Raw genomic sequence first — 24,655 nt, 5'->3', positions numbered from 1 at the left:
GCGGGGTGCCTCCTGTGGTTGACGTACTCGGGTCGCTGCGCGGACTAACAGGAGGGGTCCTCCGGTTATTCCCCGGCCCGGTCGCTGCGCCGCGGTCGGCAGGTCAGCGGATCACGCGGTGGCGGAGGTAGGCGACGTGGGCGCCGAAGGTGCGGGACTCGACGAGTTCGAGGTTCACCCGGCGCTCGTGCCGGGGGAAGTAGGGGGAGCCGCCGCCGAGCAGGACCGGGTGGACCATGGTCCGGTACTCGTCGATCAGGTCGGAGTCGGCGGCCTCGGCGGCGAGGCTCGCGCCGCCGATGGCGATGTCGCCGTCGCCGGGTTCGGCGCGCCAGCGCTCGATCTCCTCGGCCAGGGTGCCGGAGGCCAGGCGGGTGTGGGTGCCCCGGACCTCCGTCAGCGTCCTGGAGAACACCACCTTCGGCAGCGCCTTCCACAGCGCGGCCCACTCCAGCTCCGCGGCGCCGAGCGACTCGTCCTGGTCGGCGGTCTCCCAGTACAGCATCGTCTCGTACAGCCGCCGCCCCAGCAGGTGGACGCCGGCCTCGCGGATCTCGTCCGTCCAGTACCGGAAGACCTCTTCGCTCGGGTCGCTCCAGTCGATGTCACCGCTCGGGTCGGCGATGTAGCCGTCGAGGGACACGTTCATCGAATAGGTCACCCTGCGCATCGGAAGGCCTCCTCGGTAGCCGGTCGGGTTCGACAGTACGGCCGCCGGGCGGGCGCCGCAGCAGGTCCCGGGAGTCCGGCGCCCGGTGGAGCGGCCCCGTACGGGCGGCCGCCGGTCAGTCGACGACGTTCACCTCGCGCGCTTCCGTCGTCGGCGCCAGGACGGCCTCGGAGAGCCGTCCCCGACGCTCCCGTACCCGCTCGACGACCACGGCGGAGGAGCAGAGCAGCGCCGTGAGCACGGAGAAGACGAAGAAGACCGTGGTGTCGCCCCAGACGGTCGCACCGACGCCGACGAGGAGCGTGGGCGTGATGAGTGCGCCGTACGCGAGCAGGTAGAACATCGACATGACGGCCCCGCGCCGTTCGGCGGGGATACCGGCGGTGAGGTGCCGCAGGGAGCCGCCGAAGGCGAGCCCGTAGGCGGCGCCCTGGAGGGCGACGGTGACGATGATGACGACGGCGTTGCCGGTCGCGAAGGCGCCCACTCCGGCCAGCATGAGCACGGCGAGCGCCGTGTCGCCGACGAGTGCGACCGTGCGGGCCGGACGGCGGGCGCTGAGGATCTGGGTGCAGGCGGCGGCGAGGGTCACGGCCGCGATGACGACACCGCCGAAGAACGGGCCGTCGACGTTCGCGGCGTCGGCGGCGATCGAGGGTTCCAGCGAGAAGCAGACCCCGAGTACGGCCCAGGCGGCGCCGGCGCCGATGACGGCGAAGGTGAACCGTCCGCGCATCTCCCGGGGCACCTGCGGACGCGGGAATCCCAGGGGCGCGGTACCGGGCGAGGGGTGCGGTTCGCGCATCACCAGGAGGAGGACGAACAGGACGAGGCCGATCAGCGCGTCGGTGAGGTAGGGCAGGAGCAGGGGGTGGAAGCCGGTCTGGGCGAGGGCCGCGGTGCCGAGCGCGGCGGCGGCGATGCCGATGTTGAACGCGATGGCGGTGAGCGTCCCGCTGCGCGCCGCCCGTTCGGGGCTCACGTCCAGCAGGGCGGCTCCGCCGACGACGACGATCGCGCCGATGCCCAGGCCGTTGAGCATCCGGGCCACGACGAGGTACGCGGGTCCCGCGGCCAGCACGAAGACGGCGAGCCCGGCGAGCAGCAGCAGGACGGCGACGAGGAGCACGGGCCGACGGCCGTAGCGGTCGGACAGGGCGCCGGACAGCAGGATCGCGACGACCGCGACGGCCCCGTACGCGGCGAAGACGACGGTGGTGAGAACGGGAGGGTAGTCCCACTTCTCGGCGTACAGGGAGTAGAGCGGTGAGGGGATGGCGGAGGTCGCCTGCCCGAGCATGAGCAGGATGAGGAGGGCCGGGTAGCTCCATGACTGGGGGCGCCGGCCCTGGGAGAGTGCCCGCACGAGGACTCCAGGGGAAAGGGAAGTATGATGTGCGTCGTACTTCGAGAATGCTAGGGAGAAGTATGATGCCCGTCAAACTTGGTGGTGTCTGATGCCGCCCTGGGAGATCCCCTCCGACCAGTTGCCGCCTGTCGCCGCGGTGCAGAAGCTGCTGCGCGCGCTCGCGGACCCCGTACGCCTGGAAATGGTCCGCCGCCTGGCGGTGGATCCGGCCGGCGAGGCGCCCTGCTCGGACCTCTATGAGGGCTTGAACAAGTCCACCGCCACCCACCACTTCAAGATCCTGGTGGAAGTGGGCGTTTTCCATCCGGTCATGGTCGGCCCCTCCCGGGGCCACCGCCTGCGGCGGGACGCGTTGCAGGACGCGGCGCCCGGCCTGCTGGACGCGCTGATGGGGGCCCTGGCCCGGGAGAACTGATCAGCGGGCCTCGGGTGCGCCGCGGCCGGAGTTCACGGCGGGCGGCCGGCCCGGGACGACTACGACCGCCGCGCCGTGTACCTGCTGGACGGCATCAGACCAGGGTCTGGGTGAGTTCGCTCCGCGTCGGGGTGTGGACCAGGCGGCCGAGCGCGCCGTTGACGATCGGCAGGTAGGGCGGGACGTGGCCGCACTCCACGTCGGCGACGATCGGCACGCCCAGCGGGCCGAGCGCGTCCAGCACGGCCTGGTGCTGGGTGAGCGACGGGACGTCCGGGGCCGAGGTCCGGCCGACCAGTACCGCGTTCGCGGCGTCGAAGAAGCCGGCCAGCCGCATGCCGTGCAGGTTGCGGCAGATGGTCAGGGCGTCGTCGCCGCACGCCTCCACGTACACCAGCAGCCCTTCCGGGGCCATCGCCTCGGCGAAGGCGGACGTGTCCAGGCAGCCGGAGCCCGTGAGGTTGCAGAGGGTCTCGATACAGCCGCCGATCAGCCGGCCCTCGACCTCCAGGTCTCCGCTCCCGTCCAGCCGGGTCCAGCCGCCGGGGGTGTTGAGGGTGTACTCGCGAGCCTCGGGGTGGAGCGCGTAGTCGTCCCAGCCGGTGGTCCGGTGGCGGCCCGGCGGGACCTGGCTGAACCGGTGGCCCCGGGGCGCGCCGACGATGTCGAACCAGGAGACCAGCCCCTCGGGGGTCCGGTACGGGGTGTCCATCAGGTTGTTGCCGTGGACGGTCGCCGTTCCGGTGAGCAGGGTCAGCGGGGTCATGAGGGTCGACATGTCCGAGTAGCCCACGAGCCAGGTCGGTTCGGCCTCGCGCAGCCGGTCCCAGTCGAGCAGCGGCACGAGGTCGACGGCCAGATCCCCGCCCCACGGCGGCACCACCGCGTGGATGTCGGGGTCGGTGAGCATCCGCATCAGTTCGGCGGCGCGTGCGGGGGCGGGAGCGCTGACGTGCCCCGAGCCGTCCATGCACGCGCCGACGACCACCTCGTAGCCGCGTGCCTCGACGTCGCGTATCGCCACGTTCAGGCGTTCGCGGAGTTCTTCGGGGACTCCGCTGGACGGCGAGGTGACGGCGACACGGTCTCCTGGGCGCAAGGGGCGCGGGTATCGAACGGGCATGCGGCGGATTCTGGCACGTCAGGGGGCCGGCGGGCAGGGGATTTCCCCGCCCGGACTCCGCCCGGACTCCGCCCGGACTCCGCCCGGCGGCCGGGGCGGTGGTCAGGGCCGCCAGGCCACCCGGTGCTCCGCGAGATGTGCCAGCACCGCGTGGTTGGCCTCCCAGCCGTCCGGGAACTTCACCAGCGTTCCCAGCTGGACCGGTTCCGTGGACGGATAGTCGTCCAGCAGGTCGTCCACGCCCTCGCGGCAGACCACGATGCACGCGTGCCGGTGCCGGGAGGCCAGGACGCACAGGCGGCCGGTCTCCAGGTGGAAGGCGGTGGCGTCGGGGCGGCCGGAGAGCGGGTGCAGGACGACCGTGACGTCGTACTCGCGGCCCTGGAGGCGGTTGGCCGTGTCGACGGTCACCTCGCTCACCCCGAGGTCGGCCAGCGCCGCACGGACGGCCGCCGCCTGGTCCCGGTGCGCGGTGCCCACGGCGATGCGGGCGGCGGTGAGGGGAGCGGGGTCCGGGGAGCGCTCGGAGGTCGCCCGGCCCTCCCGGTCGAGCAGACGCCGGACCACCGCCGCCACCGCGCGCACCGCCTCCGGGTCGGTGCGCGGGGTGTGCCGGGCGGGCAGCTCCAGCAGGCCCCAGCCCGAGGCGGCGGCCTCGTCGATCACCTCGTCGGGACCCGAGCCGTCCGACGGCACTGCGAAGGCCAGGCTCCGGTCGCCGTGGTCCGTGCCGCTGCGGAACGGCGTGTACGGGTAGAAGGCGTCGGAGACCAGGCGGGCCGCCGACGCCGGGAGCCGCCAGGAGACCGGGAGGCGGTGCTGGGGGAGGCCGGGGTTGTGGGCGAGGAGGGTGGTCACCGCCGAGGACGACGGGTCGTAGGCCAGGCCCGCCCACTGCTCGCTGCCCACCGTCGCGAACGGGTCCAGCTGGCCCGGGTCGCCCACGAACAGCGCCCGCTCGAAGAGCCCGGCGACCGCGAGCAGGGAGTCCGAGCGCATCTGGTACGCCTCGTCGACGATCGCGTGCCGCCACGGCTCGTCCACCTTGACGTGCGCCCACTTCGCCGCCGTCGACAGGACGACGGCCTGCCCGGCGAGGTCGGCGGCCTTCGCCGACTTGCGGACGTTGGCCAGCGCGTCGAGCGCCTTGTCGTAGGGGTCGGCGTCACTGCTGTGCAGGCGGCCCACCGGCAGGTCCGGGTTCTTCTCGGCCAGGCGCAGCACCAAATCGTCGACCTGGGCGTTGGTCTGCGCCACCACCATCAGGGGGCGGCCCGCCTCGGCCAGCTCCAGCGCCGCCCGCACCACGAGCGTGGACTTCCCGGCGCCGGGCGGTGAGTCCACGACGACACCGCGCTCCGTGCCGTGCAGGGTGTCGTGCAGGATCGCCGCGGTGGCGCGGGCGGCCTCCGCGCCCGGGTCGAAGCCCGCGGGGGCGGGGGCGGCGAGGGCCTCGGCGGTCACAGCACGTCCTCCTCGGTCTGGGCGTCGGCGGCCTCCGGCACCACGGCCGCCTCACCGGGCGGGCCGCCGTGCGTCCACGGCGTCTGCTCCGGGTCGGGGAGCTTCGCGCCGCCCCGCGGCTCGTGCTCGAAGAGCGTGAAGCAGACCAGGTCGCCCTTCTCCGGCACCGACCCCGCCTCGGGCTCCTTGCCGCGGCCCATCCTGTCCATGATCCGCAGGACCAGCATGCCGTCGTCGGGGCCGTCGGGGCCGTCGGGGCCGTCGGGGCCGTCGGCGGTGTCGTCGGGGGACGCCGGTCCGACGTACTCGGCCGTCTGGGGCTTGCCGCCCAGCGAGCGGTAGACCTTCACCCGCTCGCCCAGGTGCGGGCGGTCGTCCGTGCGGACCGTGACCAGCGGGCGCGGACTGGGCCGCTTGCTCTCGCTGTACGCCATCACCACGTCGACGACCTCGCCCGCGAACGCCTCCCCGGACAGCCGCCGCCCGGCCATCACCAGCGGATCGTCCAACGCCTCCTGGGCGTCCAGGCGGGCCTGCTCGCGCTCGCGCGTGGCCAGCTTGTTCGCCGCCGTCACCGCGTCGTCGCGGCGCGGCTGCGGGGGCTCACCGGCCAGGATGCGGTCCCGGTGGGAGGTGAACGACCAGCGGTCGCGGGTCCAGCGTTCCTCGGCGTGCGCCCCTTCGGGCAGCTCCCGCAGCAGGTCCAGGCCCCGCCACACCGCGTCCCAGGTGGGCCGGGTCCGGCTGTCGACCAGGGCGCGGATCTCCCGCTCGGCGGCGGTGAGCGCGCCGAGCCGCTCGTCGGCCTCCAGTCCGTCCTCGGCGGCGGCCAGCGCGGTGCGGGCGCGGTCGTGGCGCTCGATGGCGGGAGCGAGCAGCTTGTTGTCGAAGGCCGGGTCGGTCGCCGGGCCCGCGGGCGGGCACAGCAGCTGGCCGTCGGCGTCGCGGGCCAGCTCGGCGCGGCGGGCGGCCTCGGCTCCGGACAGACCGGGCTCCGGCGCGTCCTCGGGCGCGATCCACGCGAGCAGGGCCCCCAGGTGCTGGTCCTCCAGCGTGGACTGCCCGGTCGCCCAGTGCCGGCCCAGCAGGTCGGTCATGGCGAGGAGGAGGGCGGAACCGGGCACGCGGGCCCGCTCGCCGTAGTGGGTCAGCCACCGGCCCAGCAGCGGCACCCGCGGCGGCGCCGGGTGCGGGGTCTCCGGGTCCTGCTCCGCCGTACGGCGAAAGCGCATGGACCGGCCCAGCAGCCGTACGAAGTCGATGCCCGCGCGGCTCGGCACGACCAGCTGCGCCGCGTCCGCGCACAGGTCGACCTCGACCTTGACCCGCTTGCCCGTCTCCGGGTCGGTCTCGGTGCGCTCGGCGGCCTCGACGCGCTCCGCGTACGCCTCGATGTGCGGCAGCACGATGTCGGCCAGGTCGGCCAGGAACGCGAAGCGCAGGTCGCGGTCGCGGGGCTGCGGCACGACCAGCAGGTGCGGCGCGTCCCGGTCGGTGCCGACCAGCGCGCCGAGCGGGGCCCCGGCCTCGCCGGCGGTGATCAGCGGCACGAAGACCAGCGGACGGTCGGACAGGTGCCGGTGCCGGACGGTGGCGGCGGGCTGGGCCCGGCCGGCGCGCACGGCCTCCAGCCGGGCCAGCGTGGTGATCAGCGACACGCGGCCACCCCGCCGGCCCCGATACCGCCACCCGCCGCCGCGCCGGTCCCCGCACCCGCCGTCGCGAGCGCCTCCGCGCGCAGCCGGGCCGCCCGGCGCAGCGCGGCCACCGCCGGGTCGTCCGGATCGCCGGCCTCCCCGCGGGCCGCGGCCAGCACGTCCTCGACCGTGGAGAGACCGCCCAGCTCGGCCCGCACCGGGCGGCCCAGGGAGGTGACCGCACCGGCCTCGCGGGACCGGGCACGGCAGTGGAAGGCCAGCTCGCACGCGGACAGGCACTCGGGCGCGTACGCCGCCGGGACCGCCTCGACCGCCGCCGCCAGCTCCTCGGCCGGCAGCTCGGGGGAGAAGCAGACGCCGTCCGGCAGCGCGTCGGCGATGTCCTCGATGCGGGTCAGCCGGGCCAGCTGGCGGTCGGTGACGGCACGCTGCTTGCGCACGTCGACGGCGGACGCGGTGGGCAGGTTGGAGAAGTCCTTGGGGCAGACGAGCAGGACCCGGTGACGCACGCGCGGGGCCGGGTCGAGGCGGGCGGCGACCCGCTCCAGGGCCAGCACGTACACCGCGGCCTGCCGCGCGGCGGCGCCGACCTTCGCCGGGTCGGCGGAGCCGTCCAGCAGGGGGAAGGACTTGATCTCGACGACCGTCCAGCTGCCGTCCGGATGCACCACCACGGCGTCCGGCTCCAGGAAGGCGGGCGAACCGGCGACGTCCAGGGCGAGCATCGGATGGTCGAGCAGCGTCCAGGCATCGGACGCGCCGGTGGCCTCGCGCAGGGCCAGCGTCGTGCGCGCCGTACGCCCCTCGGGTCCGGTCGCGGAGAGGTCCGGCACCTGCGCCCCGGCCTCTGCGGGCGGCTCGGCGCCCCGGTCCAGCTTCTCGTGCACGAGCCGCAGCAACTCGGCGCCGCCGTCCGCCTTGACCTTCGCCTCGAAGGCGTTGCCCCGGGTGAGGGCGAACTGCGACTGTCCGAAGGCCGACGGCGAGCCCAGCGCACCGGCCAGGGACGCCTTGTCCACGCCCGCGCCGTCGAGGATCGCGCGCCGTCGGCACCCCGGGTTGGCGGCGAGGGCGGCCAGGGCCCGGGCGTCCAGCGCCTTGGCCGGTACGTCGCGGCCGCGCAGCTCAGCGAGCCGGTGCCGGAGTCTCGTCCCCCGCGTCCGAGGGGGCGGGGTCCGGCTCGGCCCCTGGTCCGAACCGCTGCTCGCGCTGCCGTGGAAATCGCTCACCCGCTGAAGTCTGGCATCCGCCACTGACAATCGCGGAACCCGCGCCGTCCCGGGCGGAGTCGGGGGCGGACGCCGAGGCGCTCGCGGGACCGGCCACGGCCGGTGCGAAATGGGCCGTCAGCCCGGTCCGCGCCCGCTTCGCGATCCGCAGCACGAACGGCGTCAGCAACAGCCCCGCGCCCATCACCGCCGCACCGGCGACCGCGTCCAGGAAGTAGTGGTTCGCGGTGCCCATCACCACGATCGTGGTCACCAGCGGGTAGACCACACCCGCCGCCTTCGCCGTGCGCGTGCCGCCGTGCCGCCACAGCATCACCCCGCACCACAGCGCCCAGCCCACGTGCAGGCTCGGCATCGCCGCGTACTGGTTGGTCATCCCGCCCAGGCCGCGCGGGGCGCTCGCCTCGCCGCCCCACCAGCCGTACGAGCTGTACTGGGCCATCGTGTCGACGAACCCGTGACCGGCGTCCAGCAGCCGGGGCGGGCAGGTCGGCAGGAGGGTGAAGCCGATGAGACCGATGAACGTGGACGTCATCAGCCAGGTGCGGGCGGCCCGGTAGCGCACCGCGCGGGAGCGGAAGAGCCAGATCAGGATCGCCGGGGTGACCACGTAGTGCAGCGACGCGTACCAGAAGTCCGCCGGTACGCCGATCCACGGCTCGCGCGTGAAGAGGCGGTTGAGGGGGTGCTCCGCGTTGAGGTGGAGCGCCTTCTCGATGTCGAGGATGGCCAGGCCGTGGTCGACGGCGTCGGTGACGTCGCCCCGCACGAGCAGGCGACCGGCGCTGTAGCAGGCGTACACGAGGACGATGAGCGGCAACTCGGTCCACCAGCGCAGCCGAGGGTGCGGGGCCGCCTCGGTGCCCGGTGTCTCGGTGTGCGGCAATCCGATCGCCCTCCCCTTCTCACGCTTCTCATCACTCGCTCACTCGTGCGCCTGGACGGACACGGGCGAGCCACTCTACGGCCTCGCCGCGACCGCCCCGCGAAGCGCCCTCGGACCGGATAGACGCGGTCGCCGCCCCTCGGGTTGCCCGCACGGACAGTACGGGATGATGGAGGGGTCCCCTCAGACATTTCTCCCGGAAAGGCCCCTCCATGGCACCGCGCATCCTGCTGGCCCGGCACGGACAGACGGAGTGGTCGCTGTCCGGCAGACACACCGGCAGGACCGACGTACCGCTCCTGGAGGAGGGCCGGCGCGGCGCGAAGCTGCTCGGTGAGCGGCTGCACCGGGCGCCGCTGGACGGGCTGCCCGGCGTGGAGGTGCGGACCAGTCCGCTGGTGCGCGCGAGCGAGACCTGCGAGCTGGCCGGTTTCGGCGAGCGCGCCCGCGCCTGGGACACGCTGCTGGAGTGGGACTACGGGGCGTACGAGGGCATGACGCCGGAGCAGATCCAGGCCGTGCGGCCCGGCTGGCTGATCTGGCGGGACGGGGTCCCGGAGGGCGAGGGTGTGGCGGACGTCACCGCGCGCGCGGACGAGGTGGTGGCGTGGGCGCGGGAGGCGGAGCGGGACGTGCTCGTCTTCGCCCACGGGCACATTCTGCGGGCCATCGGGGCGCGGTGGCTGGGGCTGCCGCTGTCCTTCGGGGCACGGATACGGCTGAACCCGACGTCGCTGTCGGTGCTGGGGTGGGCGTACGGGGAGCCGGCGGTGGAGAGCTGGAACGACCTGGGGCACCTGGTGGGCTGACTGGTGGTGCCGGTGCCGGTGCCGGTGCCGGTGTTTGCGGCGGTGCCCGGCGTCGGGGCTGGGCGGGGGTGGAGACGCGGGCCGGCGCTGGCCGGGTGCCGCTGCGCCCACCCGTGCCGCCCCAGCGGCACGATTGCCCGCAGCTCGGTTACGCCGGTCGCGGTAGGGCTCCGTGGCGGTCCAGGAAGGCGGAGACGCCCGATGTGCGGCGGTGGGGGAGGAGGACCCGTGCCGTCCCCGCCAGCATCGTGTGGATGCGGGAGGACTGGACCTCGCCCAGCAGGTCCAGGACCCGCATGCCCGCCCCCGCCGCTTCGTCGGGGCGGCCGCCGCGGGCCAGGTCGTCCGCCAGCTCCGCCGAGTACAGCGCGAGGTTCCGGGTGAAGTGCGGGTCCTGGAGGTCCGCCGCCCGCCGCGCGTGCCGGGCGGCCCGCGGCCAGTCGCCCAGGGTGGACCAGCACTGCGCCTCGAGGCCCTCCAGCTCGGCCTCCCCGTAGAAGCTCATCCACTCGGGGTCGGCGTCCGAGGCGCCCCGCTCGAAGAAGGTCTGCGCGCGGACCAGCGCCTGCTCGCAGCCGACGCGGTCCGCGAGCCCCGCCCAGCCGCCCGCCTCGCGCAGCGCGAGCAGCGACATCAGCCGGGCCGAGCCCAACGGCCGGGCGGCGCGCTGCGCGGCCTGGGCCGCCCGTACCGCCTCGCGCGGGCGGCCGGCGTCGCGGGCCAGGAAGGCCATGTTGCAGAAGGCGTGCGCCTCCAGGCCGTCGTCGGCGTTCAACCGCGCGGTGGCCAGGGCCTCGGCGTAGTGGGAGCGCGCGTCGTCGAAGCGCCCCGAGTCGTGCGCCAGCCAGCCGACGGAGATCGCCAGTTCACCGGCGCCCGAGTAGAGCCGGTCCGCGGTCGCCTGCCGGGACGCGCCGGCGTCCAGGAGCGCGTACGCGGTGCGCAGCGGGGCCGTCGCGCGCCGGTAGAGGCCGTCCGCGCCGTGCCGGTCGTCGAGCAACCGGATCCGGCGGACGGCCTCTTCGAGGGCGCCGGCCTCGCCGGTCCCGGCCCGGCGCGTGGGGCGCCCGGCCGCCGCGGCGTCGAGGGCGAGTGCCAGGGGGCCCAGCGAGGCGGCGGCCACCGTGGCACCGCTCGTCATGAATGCGCGACGCAGCACGTCGCTCTCCTCGTTGTCGTCGTGCGTCTCGTACAGGTCGTGCGGGTCCTGCGGGTGGTGCGTGTCATACGTCTCATACGGCTCACCCGCCCCTCGTGACTCACCGGTCGTGCGCGCCTGGCGTCCGCGCACCGACGAGCGGGGCGCGAACCCCAGGTCGGTGAGCGTGCGGCCGGGGAACATGTGCAGGAACACCCGCTCGTACGCGTAGTTGGGGCAGCGGATCTCACCCGCCTCGACCCGGCCGATGTAGCGCGCGTCGCAGCTGACCCGCTCGCCGATCTCGCGCGCGGCCCGGCGGACCGCCGCCGCGAACTCCGCCGGGGAGCGCTTGCCGCGCAAGCGCCTGAAGGCGGGGTTCGGCCGCGGGGGCCGTTCGGGCTGGGCGGAGGTCACCGTTGACGACGCCATGGCCGGGTCCTCTCGTGCGAACCGTCGAACCATGCCGGGAAGAGGGCGCGCAAGGCCGACGGCCCTGTTTCCGGCGAGCAAGAACGTACCGGCTGTGACGGAGTGACCACGCGCTGTTTGGCTACAAACCGGATATCTCCTCCACGATCTGCCATGAAGTGCCATCCTTTGCGGCGGCCCCGGACCGTAGCCGTTGACGGTCCGCCGCGTTGAACCGGGTGGACCGGGAGGCCCCCGACTCCCGAGCCGCTCGTCCGAGGAGGAGTTCCGTGGTGGAGGCCGGGATGGACACCAGCATCAGCGATCCCCCCTGCGACGCCTGTGACGTCGTCACCGTGCCGACCCGGCAGGGTCTGGAGGCGGTCGACATCCTCAGGCGGGGAGCCGGTGAGGGGGTGGGCTCGGTGCTCCACGACGACGGCGGCGACACCCTGGGGTTCCTGGTGCCGCCGGGCACCGCCGCCGCCTGGGACGTGCCGGGCAGCACCTGCACCGAGACGGACGGCCGCGGACTGCGCATCGTCCCGGCGCCCGAGCCGCCCGTGGAGGGCTCCGACTGGCTGCTGCCGCCCGGCGAGGCGGACCTGGCGACCGACCCCGCCGTCCTGCGGGCCGCGCTGGGCGAGGCGGCCCGGCTGATCAGGGCCGCGGACAGCTGCCGCTGAGCACCGCCGGGCCCGGCCCCGCGACGGACCGGGATAATGGGCCGATGGGAAAGTCCAGGAACGCCCGCCGCGGACGCGCCGCCGAGGCCCTCGTCGAGGACGTCGACGACGGACGCGCCGAGCTGGTGCCCGACCGGGACCGGCCCCGGGCCTGGACGCTGCTCGTCGACGGCGCCCCGCAGTCGCACGTCGACCTCGACGACCCGGCGTACCTGTCCTTCGAGTACCAGCGGCGCATCGGCCACGTCATCGACCTGGCCACCCCGCCGGGCAGACCGGTCCGGGCCGTGCACCTCGGCGGCGGCGCCCTCACCCTCGCCCGCTACGTCGCCGCCACCCGCCCCCGCTCCACCCAGCAGGTCGTCGAGCGGGACGCCGCCCTCGTCCACCTGGTCCGCCGGGAGCTGCCCCTGGACCCCGGCGCGCGGATACGGGTGCGTTCCGCCGACGCCCGCGCCGGGCTGGCGAAGGTGCCCGACGGCTGGGCGGACCTGGTCGTCGCGGACGTCTTCGGCGGGGCCCGCACGCCGGCCCACCTGACCTCCACCGAGTTCCTCGACGAGGTGCGGCGCGCGCTCGTGCCCGGCGGGGTCTACGCCGCCAACCTCGCCGACGGCCCGCCGCTCGCCCACCTGCGCGGCCAGATCGCCACCGCCGCCGCCCGGTTCGCCGCACTCGCCCTCGTCGCCGACCCGGCCGTCCTGCGCGGCAAGCGCTTCGGCAACGCGATCCTGGTCGCCTCCGACCACCCGCTGCCGCTCGCCGAACTCACCCGCAGGGCCGCCTCCGACCCGCACCCCGCGCGCGTGGAACACGGCCGCGCGCTCACCGACTTCACCGGCGGCGCCCAGGCCGTGACGGACGCGGTGGCGGTGGACTCGCCCGCGCCGCCGGAGTCCGTCTTCAAGTGAGCCCGTACCGGGGCAGTCCGGGTCAGTAGCTGCCGATCTCCACCCGCGGCGGCCCGTCGTGCCAGGTGCAGAACACCGACACCCGGTCCGCGCCCGAGGTGAACTCCACCCGGATCCACGACTCCGTCTTCCACACCTGCATCGACCAGCCCGTGCCCGGCGTCGCCGACACCAGCGACGCGGACGACGCACCGAGGTCGAAGACCGCGCGGCCCCCGTCGGTGTCGTAACTCCTGACCTCGCCGGACGTGTCGGGTGCGGGGCTCGCCCGGTCCTCGGGCGGCGGGGTGGACGGCGCGGTGCGCGACGGGGCGGGGCCGGGCTCGCGGGACGTCCCGCCCGGCGTCGGCGACGGGCTGCCCGGCGACGGCGACGGCGACGGTGCGGGCCGGCTGGTGGACGAGGCCGGGGACTCCCGGTCGCCGCCCTCCCCGTCGTCCCGCACGCCCGCGTCGGCCGCCGTGATCGGCAGCGCCCGGGGGGCGTCGTAGGCCGTGCCGGCCATCACCGTGTGCACGCCCCACCACGACAGCGTGACCGCCGCGCCGGTGGCGAGCAGCCAGGCGATCACGTGGACGAGTCCTCTGCGCATCGCGGCCATACTGCCTCACCCGCCCCACGCGTGTCGCCCGACAGCGGTGTGACGCGGGTCCGGGCGGAGTTGTCCACAGGCCCGGGCCGGGTCGGTCCGCATGGCGTACGGTGCCGCCCATGGCAAGTGTGCTCGTGGTCGAGGACGACCAGTTCGTACGCTCGGCGCTGATCCGGCAGCTGACCGACGCCTCGCACACCGTGCGCAGCGTGGGCACGGCACTGGAGGCGCTGCGCGAGGTCGCCCATGTCCGCTTCGACGTGGTGATCCTGGACCTGGGACTGCCCGACCTGGACGGTTCCGAGGCGCTGAAGATGCTGCGCGGCATCACCGACGTGCCGGTGATCGTCGCCACCGCCCGGGACGACGAGGCGGAGATCGTACGGCTGTTGAACGCGGGCGCGGACGACTACCTCACCAAACCGTTCTCCGTGGAGCACCTGTCGGCCCGGATGGCGGCCGTCCTGCGCCGCGCCCGCGGCGGCCCCGCGGAGGCGGCGGCGCCCGCGGTCCTGCGGGTCGGCGGCCTCACCGTCGACCCGCTGCGCCGCCAGGCCGAACTGGACGGCGCGGTCCTCGACCTGACCCGCCGCGAGTTCGACCTGCTCGCCTTCCTGGCCGGCCGCCCCGGGGTCGTCGTCCCGCGCAGGGAACTGCTCGCCGAGGTCTGGCAGCAGTCCTACGGCGACGACCAGACCATCGACGTCCACCTGTCCTGGCTGCGGCGCAAGCTCGGCGAGACCGCGGCCCGGCCGCGCTATCTGCACACCCTGCGCGGCGTCGGCGTGAAGCTGGAGCCACCACGACGGGAGCCACCGCGATGAGATGGGCCCTGGTCAAGGTCTCGCTGGCGGTCACCGCGATGGTCGTGGTCGCCTTCGCCGTGCCGCTCGGGCTCGTCATCCGGGAGATGGCCCGCGACCGCGCCTTCTCCAACGCCGAACGGGAGGCCGCCGCCGTCGCCCCGGCCCTGTCCATCACCACCGACCGCGAGCAGCTGGAACGCGTCGTCGCCTCCGCCGGTTCGGACGCCGGGATGGCCGTGCACCTGCCGGCGCCCGGCGCCGGGTCCGGGGACGCGGAGAACGGCGGCCCCACCGACCTCGGCCGGCAGCGTGCCACCGACGAGGACATCGCCGCCGTACGGAAGATGGGGCGGGCCTCCACCACCGAGGTGGCCGGCGGATCCACCCTGCTCCAGCCGGTCGCGCTCAGCTCCGGCGAGATCGCCGTCGTCGAGGTGTACGTCCCCGAGTCCGCGGTGACCAACGGCGTCGGCACCGCCTGGGCGGTGCTCGCCGCGGTCGGCGCCGCCCTGATCGTCGGCTCGGTCGCGGTCGCCGACCGGCTGGGCGTGCGGATGGTGCAGCCCGCGCGGCGCCTGGTCGACGGGGCGCACGAGCTGGGGGAGGGCAAGCTGGGCGCGCGGGTGCCCGTGGAGGGCCCGGACGAACTGCGGCGCGCGGCGGTCGCGTTCAACGCCATGGCCGACCAGGTCGTCCAGCTCCTCGCCAACGAACGGGAGCTGGCCGCCGACCTGTCCCACCGGCTGCGCACCCCGCTGACCGTGCTGCGCCTCAACGCCGCCTCGCTCGGCGCCGGCCCGGCCGCCGAGCAGACCCGGGCCGCCGTCGAGCAGCTGGAGCGCGAGGTCGACACCATCATCCGCACCGCACGGGACGCCAAGCCGCAGACGGCGGCCGCCGGTCCCGGCGCCGGGTGCGACGCGGCCGAGGTGGTCCGGGAGCGGATGGGGTTCTGGTCCGCGCTCGCCGAGGACGAGGGCCGCAAGTGGCGGGTGGCCGGCGCCGACCGGCCGGTGCGCATACCCGTGGCCCGCGCCGACCTGGCCGCCTCCCTCGACGCCCTGCTCGGCAACGTCTTCCGGCACACCGCCGAGGGCACCGCCTTCGCCGTCGACCTGCACAACGGCGAGGACGCGGTGATCGTGCTCGTCTCCGACGCGGGCACCGGCATAGCCGACCCCGAGGCGGCGATGGCCCGCGGCCGGGGCTCCGGCACCGACGGCTCGACCGGGCTCGGCCTGGACATCGTGCGCCGGATGGCGGAGTCGACCGGCGGCGACGTACGCATCGGCTCCTCCGTGCTGGGCGGCACCGAGGTGCGGATCTGGATCCAGCTGGACGGCCGGACGGCGCCGGCGCGGCGCGGGCACCGGGGAGCCGTACGCCGACGCGGGCAGGGCCGTACGCCCACGCCGACCTCGGCGGCCGGGGCCGGCCGCGGCCGGTGACCGGGCCCCCGACGACGCCGGGACCATTAATCGGCCCCGATCCCTTCCTTAAGCCCACCCTAAGATCGCCAACCCCCGCCCGGATCAGGCTCTTTGCCCGTTTCCGGGTCGCTAGCGTGCTGCCGCACCCCCACCCCGCCCCCGTCGGCCTTCCGCCGGGGGCACGTGAACAGCGAAGGCAGGCACGTGATGCGCACGCACCGACGCAAGGTCAGTGGCAGGAACAAGGCGATCGGCGCCCTCGTCGCGGCGGCCGTGGCCGGTGGCGGGGCGCTGCTGTTCACCAGCACCGCCCAGGCGGCCCCGGTCGGCGCCGCCTACACCAGGACCAGCGAGTGGTCGACGGGCTACACCGCCCAGTACGTCGTCACCAACACCAGCGGGCAGCCGAAGGCGGACTGGACGCTGGAGTTCGACCTGCCCTCGGGCGCGAAGCTCGGCTCGCTGTGGAACGCCGAGTCGAAGGCCGACGGCCGGCACGTCACCGTCACTCCGCCCACGTGGGACACGGACGGGCTGAAGCCCGGCGAGTCCGTCACGGTCGGCTTCGTCGTCAACGGCACCGCCGACCCGACCGGTTGCCTGGTCGACGACGCCGCGTGCTCGGCCGACACCGGCGCCACCCCCGAGCCCAGCGGCCGCCCCACCGAGCCCCCGGCGCCCACCCCCACGGCGTCCGGCACCGCCGAGCCCGCCCCGACCGGCACCCCCACCACCCCGGCACCCACCGGCACCCCCGGCAACGGCACCGCGGCGGGCGCCGGCTTCGCGCCGTACGTCGACACCTCGCTCTACCCGGCCTTCGACCTGCTCGCGCACGCCGAGGCGACCGGCGTGCGGGAGTACCACCTCGCCTTCGTCACCGACGGCGGCGGCTGCACCCCGAAGTGGGGCGGCGTCACCGACCTCGGCAGCGACGCCGTCGCCGGCCAGATAGGCGCCCTGCGCGCGAAGGGCGGCGACGTCCGGGTCTCCTTCGGCGGCGCCTCCGGCTCCGAACTGGGCACCACCTGCACGTCGGCCGACGCGCTGGCGGCGGCGTACGGCAAGGTCGTCGACGCCTACCGGCTCACCAAGGTCGACTTCGACGTCGAGGGCGGCGCGCTGCCCGACACGGCCGCCAACACCCGCCGCGCCCAGGCCATCGCCGCGCTCCAGAAGGAGCACCCCGGCCTGGACGTCTCCTTCACCCTCCCGGTGATGCCCGAGGGCCTCACCCAGGCGGGCGTCGACCTCCTGGCCGACGCGAAGAAGAACGGCGTGGACATCGACACCGTCAACATCATGGCGATGGACTACGGCCCCGCGTACGGCGGCGACATGGGCACCTACGCCGAGCAGGCCGCCACCGCCACCCAGGCCCAGGTCAAGGGCGTCCTCGGCCGCTCCGACGCGGACGCCTGGAAGACCGTCGCCGTCACCCCGATGATCGGCGTCAACGACGTCGCCAGTGAGGTCTTCACGGTCGGCGACGCCGCCCAGCTGGTGGAGTTCGCCGAGGCCAAGGGCCTGGGGGGACTGTCCATGTGGTCCGCGACCCGGGACAAGGCCTGCCCCGGCGGCCCGAAGCCCTCGGCCGACGCCACGTGCAGCTCCGTGGACCAGGAGCCGAACGCCTTCGCCAAGGCGTTCGCCGCCTACCGGTAGGGCCGGGCTCCTTCCCGTAGGGCCGGGCCCCCGCACCGGCCCCCCCCGGGAGGGCTAGCCGATCGCGTCCAGCGGCGGCAGCGTCCCCGTGCGGGCCGCCCGGCCGTACCACAGGGCACTCGACTTCGGGGTGCGCTGCTGGGAGGCGTAGTCGACGTACACCGCGCCGAAGCGCTTCTCGTAGCCGTAGGCCCACTCGAAGTTGTCCAGCAGGGACCACAGGTAGTAGCCGCGGACGTCGGCGCCGTCGGCGATGGCCTGCCGGACCGCGGTGAGGTGGCCGTTCAGGTAGGCGACGCGGTCGGGATCGTGCACCGAGCCGTCCGCGCCGGGCTTGTCGTCGTAGGCCGCGCCGTTCTCGCTGATGTACAGCGGCAGGCCCGGGGCCTCCCGGCTGTACCGCATGATCAGCTCGTGCAGACCGGTCGGGTCGACGGTCCAGCCCATCTCCGTGCGCTCGCCCGGCGGCTGGTGGAACGCCACGTCCTCCGCGGCGGGCCACGGCGAGTGGTCGCTCGCGCCGTGGCCGTCGGCGCGCGGCGCGCGCGAGTCGGCGTCGGCCGCCGACACCACCGTCGGCGTGTAGTAGTTGAGGCAGATCGCGTCGATCGGCCGGCGGATCAGGTCCAGGTCGCCGTCCTGGACGAACGACCAGTCCGTCACCGGCGCGGTGGCCTCCAGGAGCGTCTGCGGGTAGGCGCCGTGCAGGATCGGGCCGTGGAAGATCCCACCGGACAGGTCATCGATCTTCCGGGCCGCCGCCAGGTCCGCCGGGGTCTGCGACAGCGGCCGCACGACGGACGTGTTGAGGCTGATCGCCACCGAGTTGCGGGCCGGCATCACCGAGCGCAGCGCGTCCGTGCCCAGGCCGTGCGCCAGGTTCAGGTGGTGCGCGGCGCGCAGCGAGGCCGCGGGGTCGGTGCGGCCGGGGGCGTGCACACCCGAGGCGTAGCCCAGGAAGGCGGCGCACCACGGCTCGTTCAGCGTGATCCACTGCTCCACCCGGTCGCCGAGCGCCTCGCCGACGATCCGCGCGTACTCGGCGAACCGGTACGCCGTGTCCCGCTCGGGCCAGCCGCCCGCGTCCTCCAGCTCCTGCGGCAGGTCCCAGTGGTAGAGGGTGACGGCCGGCTTGATCCCGGCGGCCAGCAGCTCGTCCACCAGGCGGCGGTAGAAGTCCAGGCCGCGCTGGACCGCGGGGCCGCGGCCGGTCGGCTGCACCCGGGTCCAGGAGACCGAGAAGCGGTAGGCGCCCAGGCCCAGGTCCTTCATCAGCGCCACGTCGTCGCGGTAGCGGTGGTAGTGGTCGACCGCGACGTCCCCGGTGTCCCCGCCGGCCGTCTTCCCGGGGGTGTGGCTGAAGGTGTCCCAGATCGAGGGGGTACGGCCGTCCTCCCGCACCGCGCCCTCGATCTGGTACGCCGAGGTGGCGGCGCCCCAGAGGAAGGCCGGGGGGAAGGTCACCGGGGTCACCGGCGTTGCGGTCTCAGGCATGGAAGCGCTCCCAATGCGGGTCATGGCGGGTCGGGTCGTGGAGGACCGACGCGGGGAAGTACGAGGGGGGAAGGCGGGGCCGGGACGGCGGTGGCCCGGCCCCCGGGACGGGGGTCATCCCTTGACGGCGCCCTGCATGATGCCGCCCACGATCTGCTTGCCGAAGATCGCGAACACCAGGAGCAGCGGCAGCGTGCCGAGCAGCGCGCCGGCCATGATCAGGGACTGGTCCGGGGTGTAGCCGCGGCCCAGTCCGGCGAGGGCGACCTGCACGGTCGGACTGCCGTTCTGGGTCAGCACCAGGAACGGCCACAGGAAGTCGTTCCAGGACTGCACGAACATCAGCATGCCGAGCACGGCCATCGCGGGCCGCGCCGCCGGGAACACCACGTGCCAGATCACGCGCCAGCTGCTGGCGCCGTCCACGCGCGCGGCCTCGATGATCTCGTCGGGCAGCGCCTGGAGCAGGTACTGCCGCATGAAGAACACGCCGAACGCGTTCACCAGGGACGGCAGGATCACCGCCTGGAGCTGGTCGGACCAGTCCAGCTGCGCGACCAGCATGTACAGCGGGATGATGCTCAGCTGCGGCGGCACCATCATCGTGCCGATGACGATCAGCATCAGCGCGTTGCGGCCGCGGAAGCGCAGCTTGGCGAAGGCGAACCCGGCGATCGTCGACAGGAAGACGATGGTGAACGCCGAGATCCCGGCCACGATGGTGGTGTTGAGGAACGCCTCGCCGAGGTTGGCGTCGGTCCAGGCGATCTCGAGCTTGTCGAACAGGTTGCCGCCGAACCACAACGGCGGCGGCGTCTGGGCGAGCCGCTGGTTGTCGCGCGAGGCGGCGATCGCCGTCCACACCAGGGGGAAGAGCGAGCCGATGGTGAACAGGGCGAGGATGAGGTAGGCGATCGGCCCGGCGTGCAGCGTGCCGCCCGCCCGTGCCGCCTTGGAACGTCGTCGGCCCCGCCGGGACGGCTCGGGAGCCGCGTCGGCCGGGGGTTTCGTCATGGTCGTCGTCACGGCCGGTTCTCCTTAACTACTGGCGCGCAGCCGGCGCGAGATGACGGCGTTGAGGATCCCGATCACGATGAGGATCAGGAACATCGCCCAGGCGATGGCGGAGGCGCGGCCCAGGTGCTGGTTGACCCAGCCCTGCTCGTACAGGTACAGGCCGAGCGTCTGGAACTGGTGCTGGGAGCCGCCCGAGGCACCCTTGTTCGCGTCGAACAGCAGCGGCTCGCCGAAGACCTGCGAGGCGCCGATGGTCGACACGACGACGGTGAACAGGATCGTCGGGCGCAGCGAGGGCAGCGTGACGTGGATGAACTGCCGCCAGCGGCTGGCGCCGTCCAGCGCCGCCGACTCGTACAGGTCCTGCGGGATCGCCTGCATCGCGGCCAGGTAGATCAGCGCGTTGTAGCCGGTCCAGCGCCAGATGACGATGGTGGACACGGCGAACTTGGACGCCCACGAGCCGTTCTGCCAGTCGATCTTGTCCAGGCCCACCAGGTCGAGGACCCAGTTGATCATGCCGTAGTCACGGCCGAAGAGCAGCACGAAGACCAGCGAGGCCGCGGCGATCGAGGTCGCGTACGGGGCCAGCATGACGACCCGGTAGAAGGTCGAGGCGCGCAGCTTGTAGTTGAGGATGTGCGCCAGGCCCATCGCCATCAGCAGCTGCGGCACCGTGGAGATGATGCCGATCCACAGCGTGTTCTTCGCGGCGTTCCAGAAGAACTCGTCGTCGAAGATGCGGGTGTAGTTGTCCAGCCCGGTCCACTTCATGTCGGTGGGCGCGGTCAGCTCCACCGTGTGCAGCGAGGCCCAGCCGGTGTAGATCAGCGGGAACAGGCCGAAGGCGAGGAAGAGCAGGAAGAACGGCGAGACGAACGCGTACGGGCTCCAGCGCATGTCCCGCTGCCAGCGGCGGGAGAGTCTGGCCCGCCTCTTGCGGTCCGCCTCGGCGGACTCCCTGGTGCCGGGCGGGCGGCCCGGGGCCGCGCCCCCCTTGACGGGGGACGCGGCGGTGTCGTGCCGGGTGGTCATTCCGGTCACTTCTCCAGGTTGTTGTCGATGGTCTTCACGGCGTTCTCCCAGGCGTCCTTCGCGGACTTGCCCTGGGTGACGAGGATGACGCCGTTGTCCGTCAGACCCTGCTGGACGATCTGGTCCTTCGGGCCGATCACCTGGGTCGGGATCTGCTCGGCGGCCTTGGCGAACAGCTCGCCGATCGGCGCGTCACCGGTCATGTCGTTCTTGCCGCCGGTCACCTGGGGGAGCTTGTACGCGGCGGGCGCGCTCGGGAAGCTGCCCATCTTGGAGAAGAGCTTGGCCTGCTGCTCGGGCGCGGTCAGCCAGGTGACCAGCTTCTGCGCCTCCTTCACGTGCTTGCCGCCCTTGGGCACGCCCAGGAAGGTGCCGCCCCAGTTGCCGGCCTTCGGGGCCTGGGCGACGTCCCACTTGCCGGCGGAGTCCGGCTGGGACTTGGCCTTGATGGTGCCGAGCATCCACGGCGGGCAGGCGACGGTGGCGAACAGGCTGTTGGAAATGGTCTGGTCCCAGGCCGGCTGGAACTGGGTCTGCGACTGGACCAGCCCCTTCTCGGCCGCCTCGGCGGTCAGGTCGAAGGCGTCCTTGACGGCCGGGTTGGTCTTGTAGATCACCTTGCCGGAGGAGTCGTAGAACTTCTCGTCCTCACTGCTGAGGACGGCGTTGATCAGGCCGCCGGGGGAGTCCATGAAGTAGGTGTCCTTGCCGGCACCCTTCTTGTACTTCTCGCCGGCCTCGATGAACTTGTTCCAGTCCCCGGCCCACAGCTTGGAGACCTCTTCGCGGTCGGTCGGCAGGCCGGCCTTCTCGAACAGGTCCTTGCGGTAGCAGATCGCCATCGGGCCGATGTCGGTGCCCAGGCCGATCGTGGCGCCGTCCTTGGCGGTGGCCTGCTGCCACTTCCAGTCGAGCCAGTTGCTCTTCTGGACCCCCGCGGCCTTGGACATGTCCTCGAACTTGTCCGCCTGGGTGGCGACGACCTCGGCGATGTTGCCGACCTCTATCGCCTGCACGTCCTGGAGGCCGCTGTTGGTGGTGAGGTGGTTCACCAGGGCGGGGTAGTAGTTCTCGTTCCGCTCGGTGACGTTCTCCTCGATGTTGATGTCCGGGTTGAGCTTCTCGTACTCGTCGTAGAGACCGGCTTCCTTGAAGCCCATCGTCCCGAACAGACCGAGGGTGATGGTGGTCTTGCCGCTGCTGTCGCCCGACGACGAGTTGTCCTCGTCGTTCCCGTCGTCGGCACAGCCGGCCAGCAGCCCGGCGCCCAGCGACGCGATGGCCGCCATGACCACCACCCTGCGGGCCGATCCTCTGCGTGCTGCTCGCATTGCGTCCTCCTGTTGCCCTGACGTGCCGACCCCCCGGCCAACTACATGGTTGGACCCGCTGCTTCATGTGTTTCGTTCGTCGCTGCGGCTCGGGCGGGGAACGTGCGGGATGTGTATGTGCCAGGTAGTGTGGGAGCGCTCCCACAAGTGATGTGTTGAAGAGTCGTCGGTCCGGGCGGGGGTGTCAAGGGAGCGGACGCGGCGAATTGCGTTCAGTTATCGGCCTGTTAACTGGACGTTGCGAACGGCGCGGAGACACCCCCGTACCGCCGGGGAGGGACCGGAGTCGGTCATTACACCCGACCGGCCTGTTAAATTCCAGGCCAGCCGCAGAGTGCGGGGGTGACGACGGGAGGCGGAGCCGATGGCAAGCCACGGAGTGCGTGGTCGGAGCGGTGGCCGGCCCACCCTCGAAGAGGTGGCGGCCCGCGCGGGCGTCGGCCGCGGCACGGTCTCCCGCGTGATCAACGGCTCGCCGCGGGTCAGCGACGCGACCCGGGCGGCCGTCGAGGCGGCGGTCGCGGAGCTCGGTTACGTCCCGAACACGGCGGCCCGCGCGCTGGCGGCCAACCGCACGGACGCGATCGCCCTGGTGGTGCCGGAACCGGAGACCCGGTTCTTCGCCGAGCCGTACTTCTCGGACATGCTGAAGGGCGTCGGCTCCGAGCTGTCCGAGACCGAGATGCAGCTGCTGCTGATATTCGCGGGCAGCGACCGGGAGCGGGAGCGGCTCGCCCAGTACCTCGCGGCGCACCGGGTGGACGGCGTCCTGCTGGTCTCGGTGCACGCCGACGACCCGCTGCCCGACCTGCTGACCCAGCTGGAGATCCCCGCGGTGATCAGCGGCCCGCGCTCGGCCGCGGAACCGCTGGCGTCGGTGGACTCGGACAACTACGGCGGCGCCCGCTCGGCCGTCGAGCACCTGCTGTCCCGGGGCCGCGGCCGCGTCGCCCACATCACCGGCCATCTCGCCGTCTACGGCGCCCAGCGACGCGTCGACGGCTACCGCGACGCTCTGCGGGAGGCGGGCCACGAGGTGGACGAGGGGCTGATCGAACCGGGCGACTTCACCGAGGAGGGCGGGCGCCGCGCGATGGCGGAGCTGCTGCGCCGCCGGCCCGACGTGGACGCGGTCTTCGCCGCCTCGGACGTCACCGCGGCGGGCGCGAGCCAGGTGCTGCGCGAGGCGGGCCGGCGCATCCCCGACGACGTGGCGCTGGTCGGCTACGACGACTCGGCCATCGCCCGCCACATGGAGCCGCCGCTGACCAGCGTGCGCCAGCCCATCGAGGAGATGGGCCGCGCGATGATCGACCTGCTGCTGACCGAGATCGCCGACCGCCGCCCGGCCGCCTCGCGGGGCCTGGAACGGCACCAGGTGGTTCTGGCGACGGAGCTGGTGGAGCGCAGGTCGTCCTGAGGCCGTACGCCGGGCCGCGCGCCGGGGTGCGCGGCCCCGGTCGGCGCCAGGCGCCCTCCGGCGCGCGGGGTGAGGGCTGACACGCAATCAGCCGGTGGCTCTCGTGAGAGCCACCGGCTGATTACTCAGGGTGAGTGACGGGACTTGAACCCGCGGCATCCTGGACCACAACCAGGTGCTCTACCAGCTGAGCTACACCCACCAAGGCCGGTGCTCGAAATCCCGTGTGGCGGGGTTTCCCGACCGGCTGAGAAAAAGTGTACAGGGTCCGAAGGGGTGCTCGCGCCCGGCTTTCCGGAGGCCGCCGCCCGGCGGACCCGCGCCCCTAACCGGCGGACACGACGTGCTTCGCGGCGATCGCCCTGGCCGTGTCGGAGTCGGGGCCGGGCTGCGGGACGAAGACCGCCTCCCGGTAGTAGCGCAGTTCGGCGATGGACTCGCGGATGTCGGCGAGTGCCCGGTGGTTGCCGTTCTTCTCGGGGCTGTTGAAGTACGCCCGCGGGTACCAGCGGCGGGCCAGCTCCTTGATCGAGGAGACGTCGACGATCCGGTAGTGGAGGTAGCCCTCCAGCGTCGCCATGTCGCGCAGCAGGAAGCCGCGGTCGGTGCCGACTGAGTTGCCGCACAGGGGGGCCTTGCCCGGCTCCTTCACGTGCTCCCGTACGTACGCCAGGACCTGGGCCTCGGCGTCCGCGAGGGTCGTGCCGCCGTCCAGCTCCGCGAGCAGTCCGGACGCGGTGTGCATCTCGCGCACCACCTCCGGCATCGTCTCCAGGGCCCGGTCCGGCGGGCGGATGACGATGTCGACGCCCTCGCCGAGGATGTTCAGCTCGGAGTCGGTGACGAGGGCGGCCACCTCGATGAGCGCGTCGTCGGACAGCGAGAGGCCGGTCATCTCGCAGTCGATCCACACCATGCGATCGTTCATGCGGCCACTGTACGGGGGGCGTCTGTCTCTTGGTCCCCGGCGTCCGTGCTGGGGTCGCTGGGGGCTGCCGCCCCCAGACCCCCGCTTCGGCCCTGAACGGGCCTCGTCCTCAAACGCCGGACGGGCTGAGGTGCCCTGCCCGGCATCGGACGTGGGCGCCGGACGGGC

22 protein-coding genes and 1 tRNA gene are annotated in these 24,655 nt (G+C 73.5%); 8 read left to right on the top strand and 15 right to left on the bottom strand.

Annotated elements, in window-relative coordinates; translation table 11 throughout:
- Nucleotides 1–103 precede the first annotated feature (103 nt).
- Both ACIRGB_RS18655 and ACIRGB_RS18650 read right to left on the bottom strand, forming a co-directional pair.
- Nucleotides 104–670: a dihydrofolate reductase family protein gene (locus ACIRGB_RS18655; RefSeq protein ID WP_403865744.1), complete on the bottom strand. Its 567-nt coding sequence runs from the start codon at nt 668–670 to the stop codon at nt 104–106.
- 115 nt (nt 671–785) lie between these two features.
- The gene (locus ACIRGB_RS18650; RefSeq protein ID WP_403865741.1) at nt 786–2,036 is read right to left on the bottom strand and encodes an MFS transporter; all 1,251 of its coding nucleotides are present in this window, start codon (nt 2,034–2,036) and stop codon (nt 786–788) included.
- Between the two features lie 91 nt (nt 2,037–2,127).
- Between ACIRGB_RS18650 and ACIRGB_RS18645 the strand changes: the two genes are divergently transcribed.
- A complete protein-coding gene (locus ACIRGB_RS18645) occupies nt 2,128–2,454 on the top strand; it encodes an ArsR/SmtB family transcription factor (protein WP_403865738.1) in 327 nt (108 codons plus the stop codon).
- 94 nt (nt 2,455–2,548) lie between these two features.
- Here the strand turns inward: ACIRGB_RS18645 and ACIRGB_RS18640 are convergent, their stop codons facing one another.
- From ACIRGB_RS18640 to ACIRGB_RS18620, 5 genes are all read right to left on the bottom strand, one after another.
- On the bottom strand, nt 2,549–3,577 hold the full coding sequence (locus ACIRGB_RS18640) for a S66 peptidase family protein (RefSeq protein WP_403865736.1): 1,029 nt from the start codon (nt 3,575–3,577) through the stop codon (nt 2,549–2,551).
- Nucleotides 3,578–3,679: 102 nt separating this feature from the next.
- The gene (locus ACIRGB_RS18635) at nt 3,680–5,041 is read right to left on the bottom strand and encodes an AAA domain-containing protein (protein ID WP_403865733.1); all 1,362 of its coding nucleotides are present in this window, start codon (nt 5,039–5,041) and stop codon (nt 3,680–3,682) included.
- On the bottom strand, nt 5,038–6,699 hold the full coding sequence (locus ACIRGB_RS18630) for a hypothetical protein (RefSeq protein ID WP_403865730.1): 1,662 nt from the start codon (nt 6,697–6,699) through the stop codon (nt 5,038–5,040). The genes ACIRGB_RS18635 and ACIRGB_RS18630 overlap by 4 nt, the downstream gene beginning before the upstream one ends.
- Complete coding sequence (locus ACIRGB_RS18625) at nt 6,690–7,928, bottom strand: hypothetical protein (protein WP_403865727.1); 1,239 nt, start codon at nt 7,926–7,928, stop codon at nt 6,690–6,692. Before ACIRGB_RS18625 ends, ACIRGB_RS18630 begins: the two co-directional genes overlap by 10 nt.
- Complete coding sequence (locus ACIRGB_RS18620) at nt 7,825–8,814, bottom strand: phosphatase PAP2 family protein (protein WP_403865724.1); 990 nt, start codon at nt 8,812–8,814, stop codon at nt 7,825–7,827. Before ACIRGB_RS18620 ends, ACIRGB_RS18625 begins: the two co-directional genes overlap by 104 nt.
- Nucleotides 8,815–9,026: 212 nt before the next feature.
- On the opposite strand from ACIRGB_RS18620, the gene ACIRGB_RS18615 reads away from it, so the two are divergent.
- Nucleotides 9,027–9,623, top strand: a complete 597-nt coding sequence (locus ACIRGB_RS18615) for a histidine phosphatase family protein (RefSeq protein ID WP_403865721.1) — start codon at nt 9,027–9,029, stop codon at nt 9,621–9,623.
- A 148-nt stretch (nt 9,624–9,771) separates the two neighbouring features.
- On the opposite strand, the gene ACIRGB_RS18610 is transcribed toward ACIRGB_RS18615, so the two are convergent.
- Nucleotides 9,772–11,193 carry a hypothetical protein gene (locus tag ACIRGB_RS18610; RefSeq protein WP_403865718.1) on the bottom strand — a complete coding sequence of 474 codons (1,422 nt, stop codon included), beginning with the start codon at nt 11,191–11,193 and terminating at the stop codon, nt 9,772–9,774.
- Between the two features lie 284 nt (nt 11,194–11,477).
- Here ACIRGB_RS18610 and ACIRGB_RS18605 point away from each other — a divergent pair, with 284 nt between their 5' ends.
- Together ACIRGB_RS18605 and ACIRGB_RS18600 are read left to right on the top strand one after the other, a co-directional pair.
- Entirely contained in the window at nt 11,478–11,858 is a 381-nt protein-coding gene (locus tag ACIRGB_RS18605; RefSeq protein WP_403865715.1) for a hypothetical protein, read from the top strand.
- Nucleotides 11,859–11,902: 44 nt separating this feature from the next.
- Nucleotides 11,903–12,769, top strand: coding sequence for a spermidine synthase (locus tag ACIRGB_RS18600; RefSeq protein WP_403865712.1), 867 nt, complete (start codon nt 11,903–11,905; stop codon nt 12,767–12,769).
- Between the two features lie 22 nt (nt 12,770–12,791).
- Here ACIRGB_RS18600 and ACIRGB_RS18595 read toward each other — a convergent pair whose 3' ends face one another.
- Nucleotides 12,792–13,361, bottom strand: a complete 570-nt coding sequence (locus tag ACIRGB_RS18595) for a hypothetical protein (RefSeq protein WP_403865709.1) — start codon at nt 13,359–13,361, stop codon at nt 12,792–12,794.
- 119 nt (nt 13,362–13,480) lie between these two features.
- On the opposite strand from ACIRGB_RS18595, the gene ACIRGB_RS18590 reads away from it, so the two are divergent.
- The 3 genes from ACIRGB_RS18590 (at nt 13,481) to ACIRGB_RS18580 (ending at nt 17,262) form a co-directional block, all read left to right on the top strand.
- Complete coding sequence (locus tag ACIRGB_RS18590) at nt 13,481–14,185, top strand: response regulator transcription factor (protein ID WP_403865706.1); 705 nt, start codon at nt 13,481–13,483, stop codon at nt 14,183–14,185.
- Complete coding sequence (locus ACIRGB_RS18585) at nt 14,182–15,615, top strand: sensor histidine kinase (RefSeq protein WP_403865703.1); 1,434 nt, start codon at nt 14,182–14,184, stop codon at nt 15,613–15,615. Before ACIRGB_RS18590 ends, ACIRGB_RS18585 begins: the two co-directional genes overlap by 4 nt.
- A gap of 189 nt (nt 15,616–15,804) precedes the next feature.
- Nucleotides 15,805–17,262 (top strand): cellulose binding domain-containing protein, encoded by a 1,458-nt coding sequence (locus ACIRGB_RS18580; RefSeq protein ID WP_403865700.1) that lies wholly within the window; start codon nt 15,805–15,807, stop codon nt 17,260–17,262.
- 54 nt (nt 17,263–17,316) lie between these two features.
- Here ACIRGB_RS18580 and ACIRGB_RS18575 read toward each other — a convergent pair whose 3' ends face one another.
- The 4 genes from ACIRGB_RS18575 to ACIRGB_RS18560 all read right to left on the bottom strand — a co-directional run bounded on the left by ACIRGB_RS18575 (nt 17,317) and on the right by ACIRGB_RS18560 (nt 22,139).
- Nucleotides 17,317–18,756 carry a GH1 family beta-glucosidase gene (locus ACIRGB_RS18575; protein ID WP_403865697.1) on the bottom strand — a complete coding sequence of 480 codons (1,440 nt, stop codon included), beginning with the start codon at nt 18,754–18,756 and terminating at the stop codon, nt 17,317–17,319.
- A 114-nt stretch (nt 18,757–18,870) separates the two neighbouring features.
- On the bottom strand, nt 18,871–19,782 hold the full coding sequence (locus ACIRGB_RS18570) for a carbohydrate ABC transporter permease (RefSeq protein ID WP_403865694.1): 912 nt from the start codon (nt 19,780–19,782) through the stop codon (nt 18,871–18,873).
- A gap of 12 nt (nt 19,783–19,794) precedes the next feature.
- On the bottom strand, nt 19,795–20,808 hold the full coding sequence (locus ACIRGB_RS18565; protein WP_403866058.1) for a carbohydrate ABC transporter permease: 1,014 nt from the start codon (nt 20,806–20,808) through the stop codon (nt 19,795–19,797).
- A gap of 5 nt (nt 20,809–20,813) precedes the next feature.
- Nucleotides 20,814–22,139: an ABC transporter substrate-binding protein gene (locus tag ACIRGB_RS18560; protein ID WP_403865691.1), complete on the bottom strand. Its 1,326-nt coding sequence runs from the start codon at nt 22,137–22,139 to the stop codon at nt 20,814–20,816.
- Between the two features lie 364 nt (nt 22,140–22,503).
- Here ACIRGB_RS18560 and ACIRGB_RS18555 point away from each other — a divergent pair, with 364 nt between their 5' ends.
- The gene (locus tag ACIRGB_RS18555) at nt 22,504–23,559 is read left to right on the top strand and encodes a LacI family DNA-binding transcriptional regulator (RefSeq protein ID WP_403865688.1); all 1,056 of its coding nucleotides are present in this window, start codon (nt 22,504–22,506) and stop codon (nt 23,557–23,559) included.
- A gap of 129 nt (nt 23,560–23,688) precedes the next feature.
- Here ACIRGB_RS18555 and ACIRGB_RS18550 read toward each other — a convergent pair.
- Nucleotides 23,689–23,761 (bottom strand) — tRNA-His (locus ACIRGB_RS18550).
- Nucleotides 23,762–23,884: 123 nt separating this feature from the next.
- Nucleotides 23,885–24,487, bottom strand: coding sequence for an oligoribonuclease (gene orn / locus ACIRGB_RS18545; protein ID WP_059300531.1), 603 nt, complete (start codon nt 24,485–24,487; stop codon nt 23,885–23,887).
- Nucleotides 24,488–24,655: the final 168 nt, after the last annotated feature.

The organism is Streptomyces sp. NPDC102490, from assembly GCF_044765285.1.
GTDB lineage: Bacteria > Actinomycetota > Actinomycetes > Streptomycetales > Streptomycetaceae > Streptomyces.
Note: the sequence above shows the minus strand (reverse complement) of the source record. Positions and strands in the feature narration are given on the sequence as shown.

Excerpts from the sequence above, each read along its gene's own strand:
- ACIRGB_RS18655 (WP_403865744.1), bottom strand. The coding sequence starts at position 670 with ATGCGCAGGGTGACCTATTCGATGAACGTGTCCCTCGACGGCTACATC.
- ACIRGB_RS18645 (WP_403865738.1), top strand. The coding sequence starts at position 2,128 with ATGCCGCCCTGGGAGATCCCCTCCGACCAGTTGCCGCCTGTCGCCGCG.
- ACIRGB_RS18640 (WP_403865736.1), bottom strand. The coding sequence starts at position 3,577 with ATGCCCGTTCGATACCCGCGCCCCTTGCGCCCAGGAGACCGTGTCGCC.
- ACIRGB_RS18615 (WP_403865721.1), top strand. The coding sequence starts at position 9,027 with ATGGCACCGCGCATCCTGCTGGCCCGGCACGGACAGACGGAGTGGTCG.
- ACIRGB_RS18610 (WP_403865718.1), bottom strand. The coding sequence starts at position 11,193 with ATGGCGTCGTCAACGGTGACCTCCGCCCAGCCCGAACGGCCCCCGCGG.
- ACIRGB_RS18605 (WP_403865715.1), top strand. The coding sequence starts at position 11,478 with ATGGACACCAGCATCAGCGATCCCCCCTGCGACGCCTGTGACGTCGTC.
- ACIRGB_RS18600 (WP_403865712.1), top strand. The coding sequence starts at position 11,903 with ATGGGAAAGTCCAGGAACGCCCGCCGCGGACGCGCCGCCGAGGCCCTC.
- ACIRGB_RS18595 (WP_403865709.1), bottom strand. The coding sequence starts at position 13,361 with ATGCGCAGAGGACTCGTCCACGTGATCGCCTGGCTGCTCGCCACCGGC.
- ACIRGB_RS18590 (WP_403865706.1), top strand. The coding sequence starts at position 13,481 with ATGGCAAGTGTGCTCGTGGTCGAGGACGACCAGTTCGTACGCTCGGCG.
- ACIRGB_RS18585 (WP_403865703.1), top strand. The coding sequence starts at position 14,182 with ATGAGATGGGCCCTGGTCAAGGTCTCGCTGGCGGTCACCGCGATGGTC.
- ACIRGB_RS18580 (WP_403865700.1), top strand. The coding sequence starts at position 15,805 with ATGCGCACGCACCGACGCAAGGTCAGTGGCAGGAACAAGGCGATCGGC.
- ACIRGB_RS18575 (WP_403865697.1), bottom strand. The coding sequence starts at position 18,756 with ATGCCTGAGACCGCAACGCCGGTGACCCCGGTGACCTTCCCCCCGGCC.
- ACIRGB_RS18565 (WP_403866058.1), bottom strand. The coding sequence starts at position 20,808 with ATGACCACCCGGCACGACACCGCCGCGTCCCCCGTCAAGGGGGGCGCG.
- ACIRGB_RS18560 (WP_403865691.1), bottom strand. The coding sequence starts at position 22,139 with ATGCGAGCAGCACGCAGAGGATCGGCCCGCAGGGTGGTGGTCATGGCG.
- ACIRGB_RS18555 (WP_403865688.1), top strand. The coding sequence starts at position 22,504 with ATGGCAAGCCACGGAGTGCGTGGTCGGAGCGGTGGCCGGCCCACCCTC.
- orn (WP_059300531.1), bottom strand. The coding sequence starts at position 24,487 with ATGAACGATCGCATGGTGTGGATCGACTGCGAGATGACCGGCCTCTCG.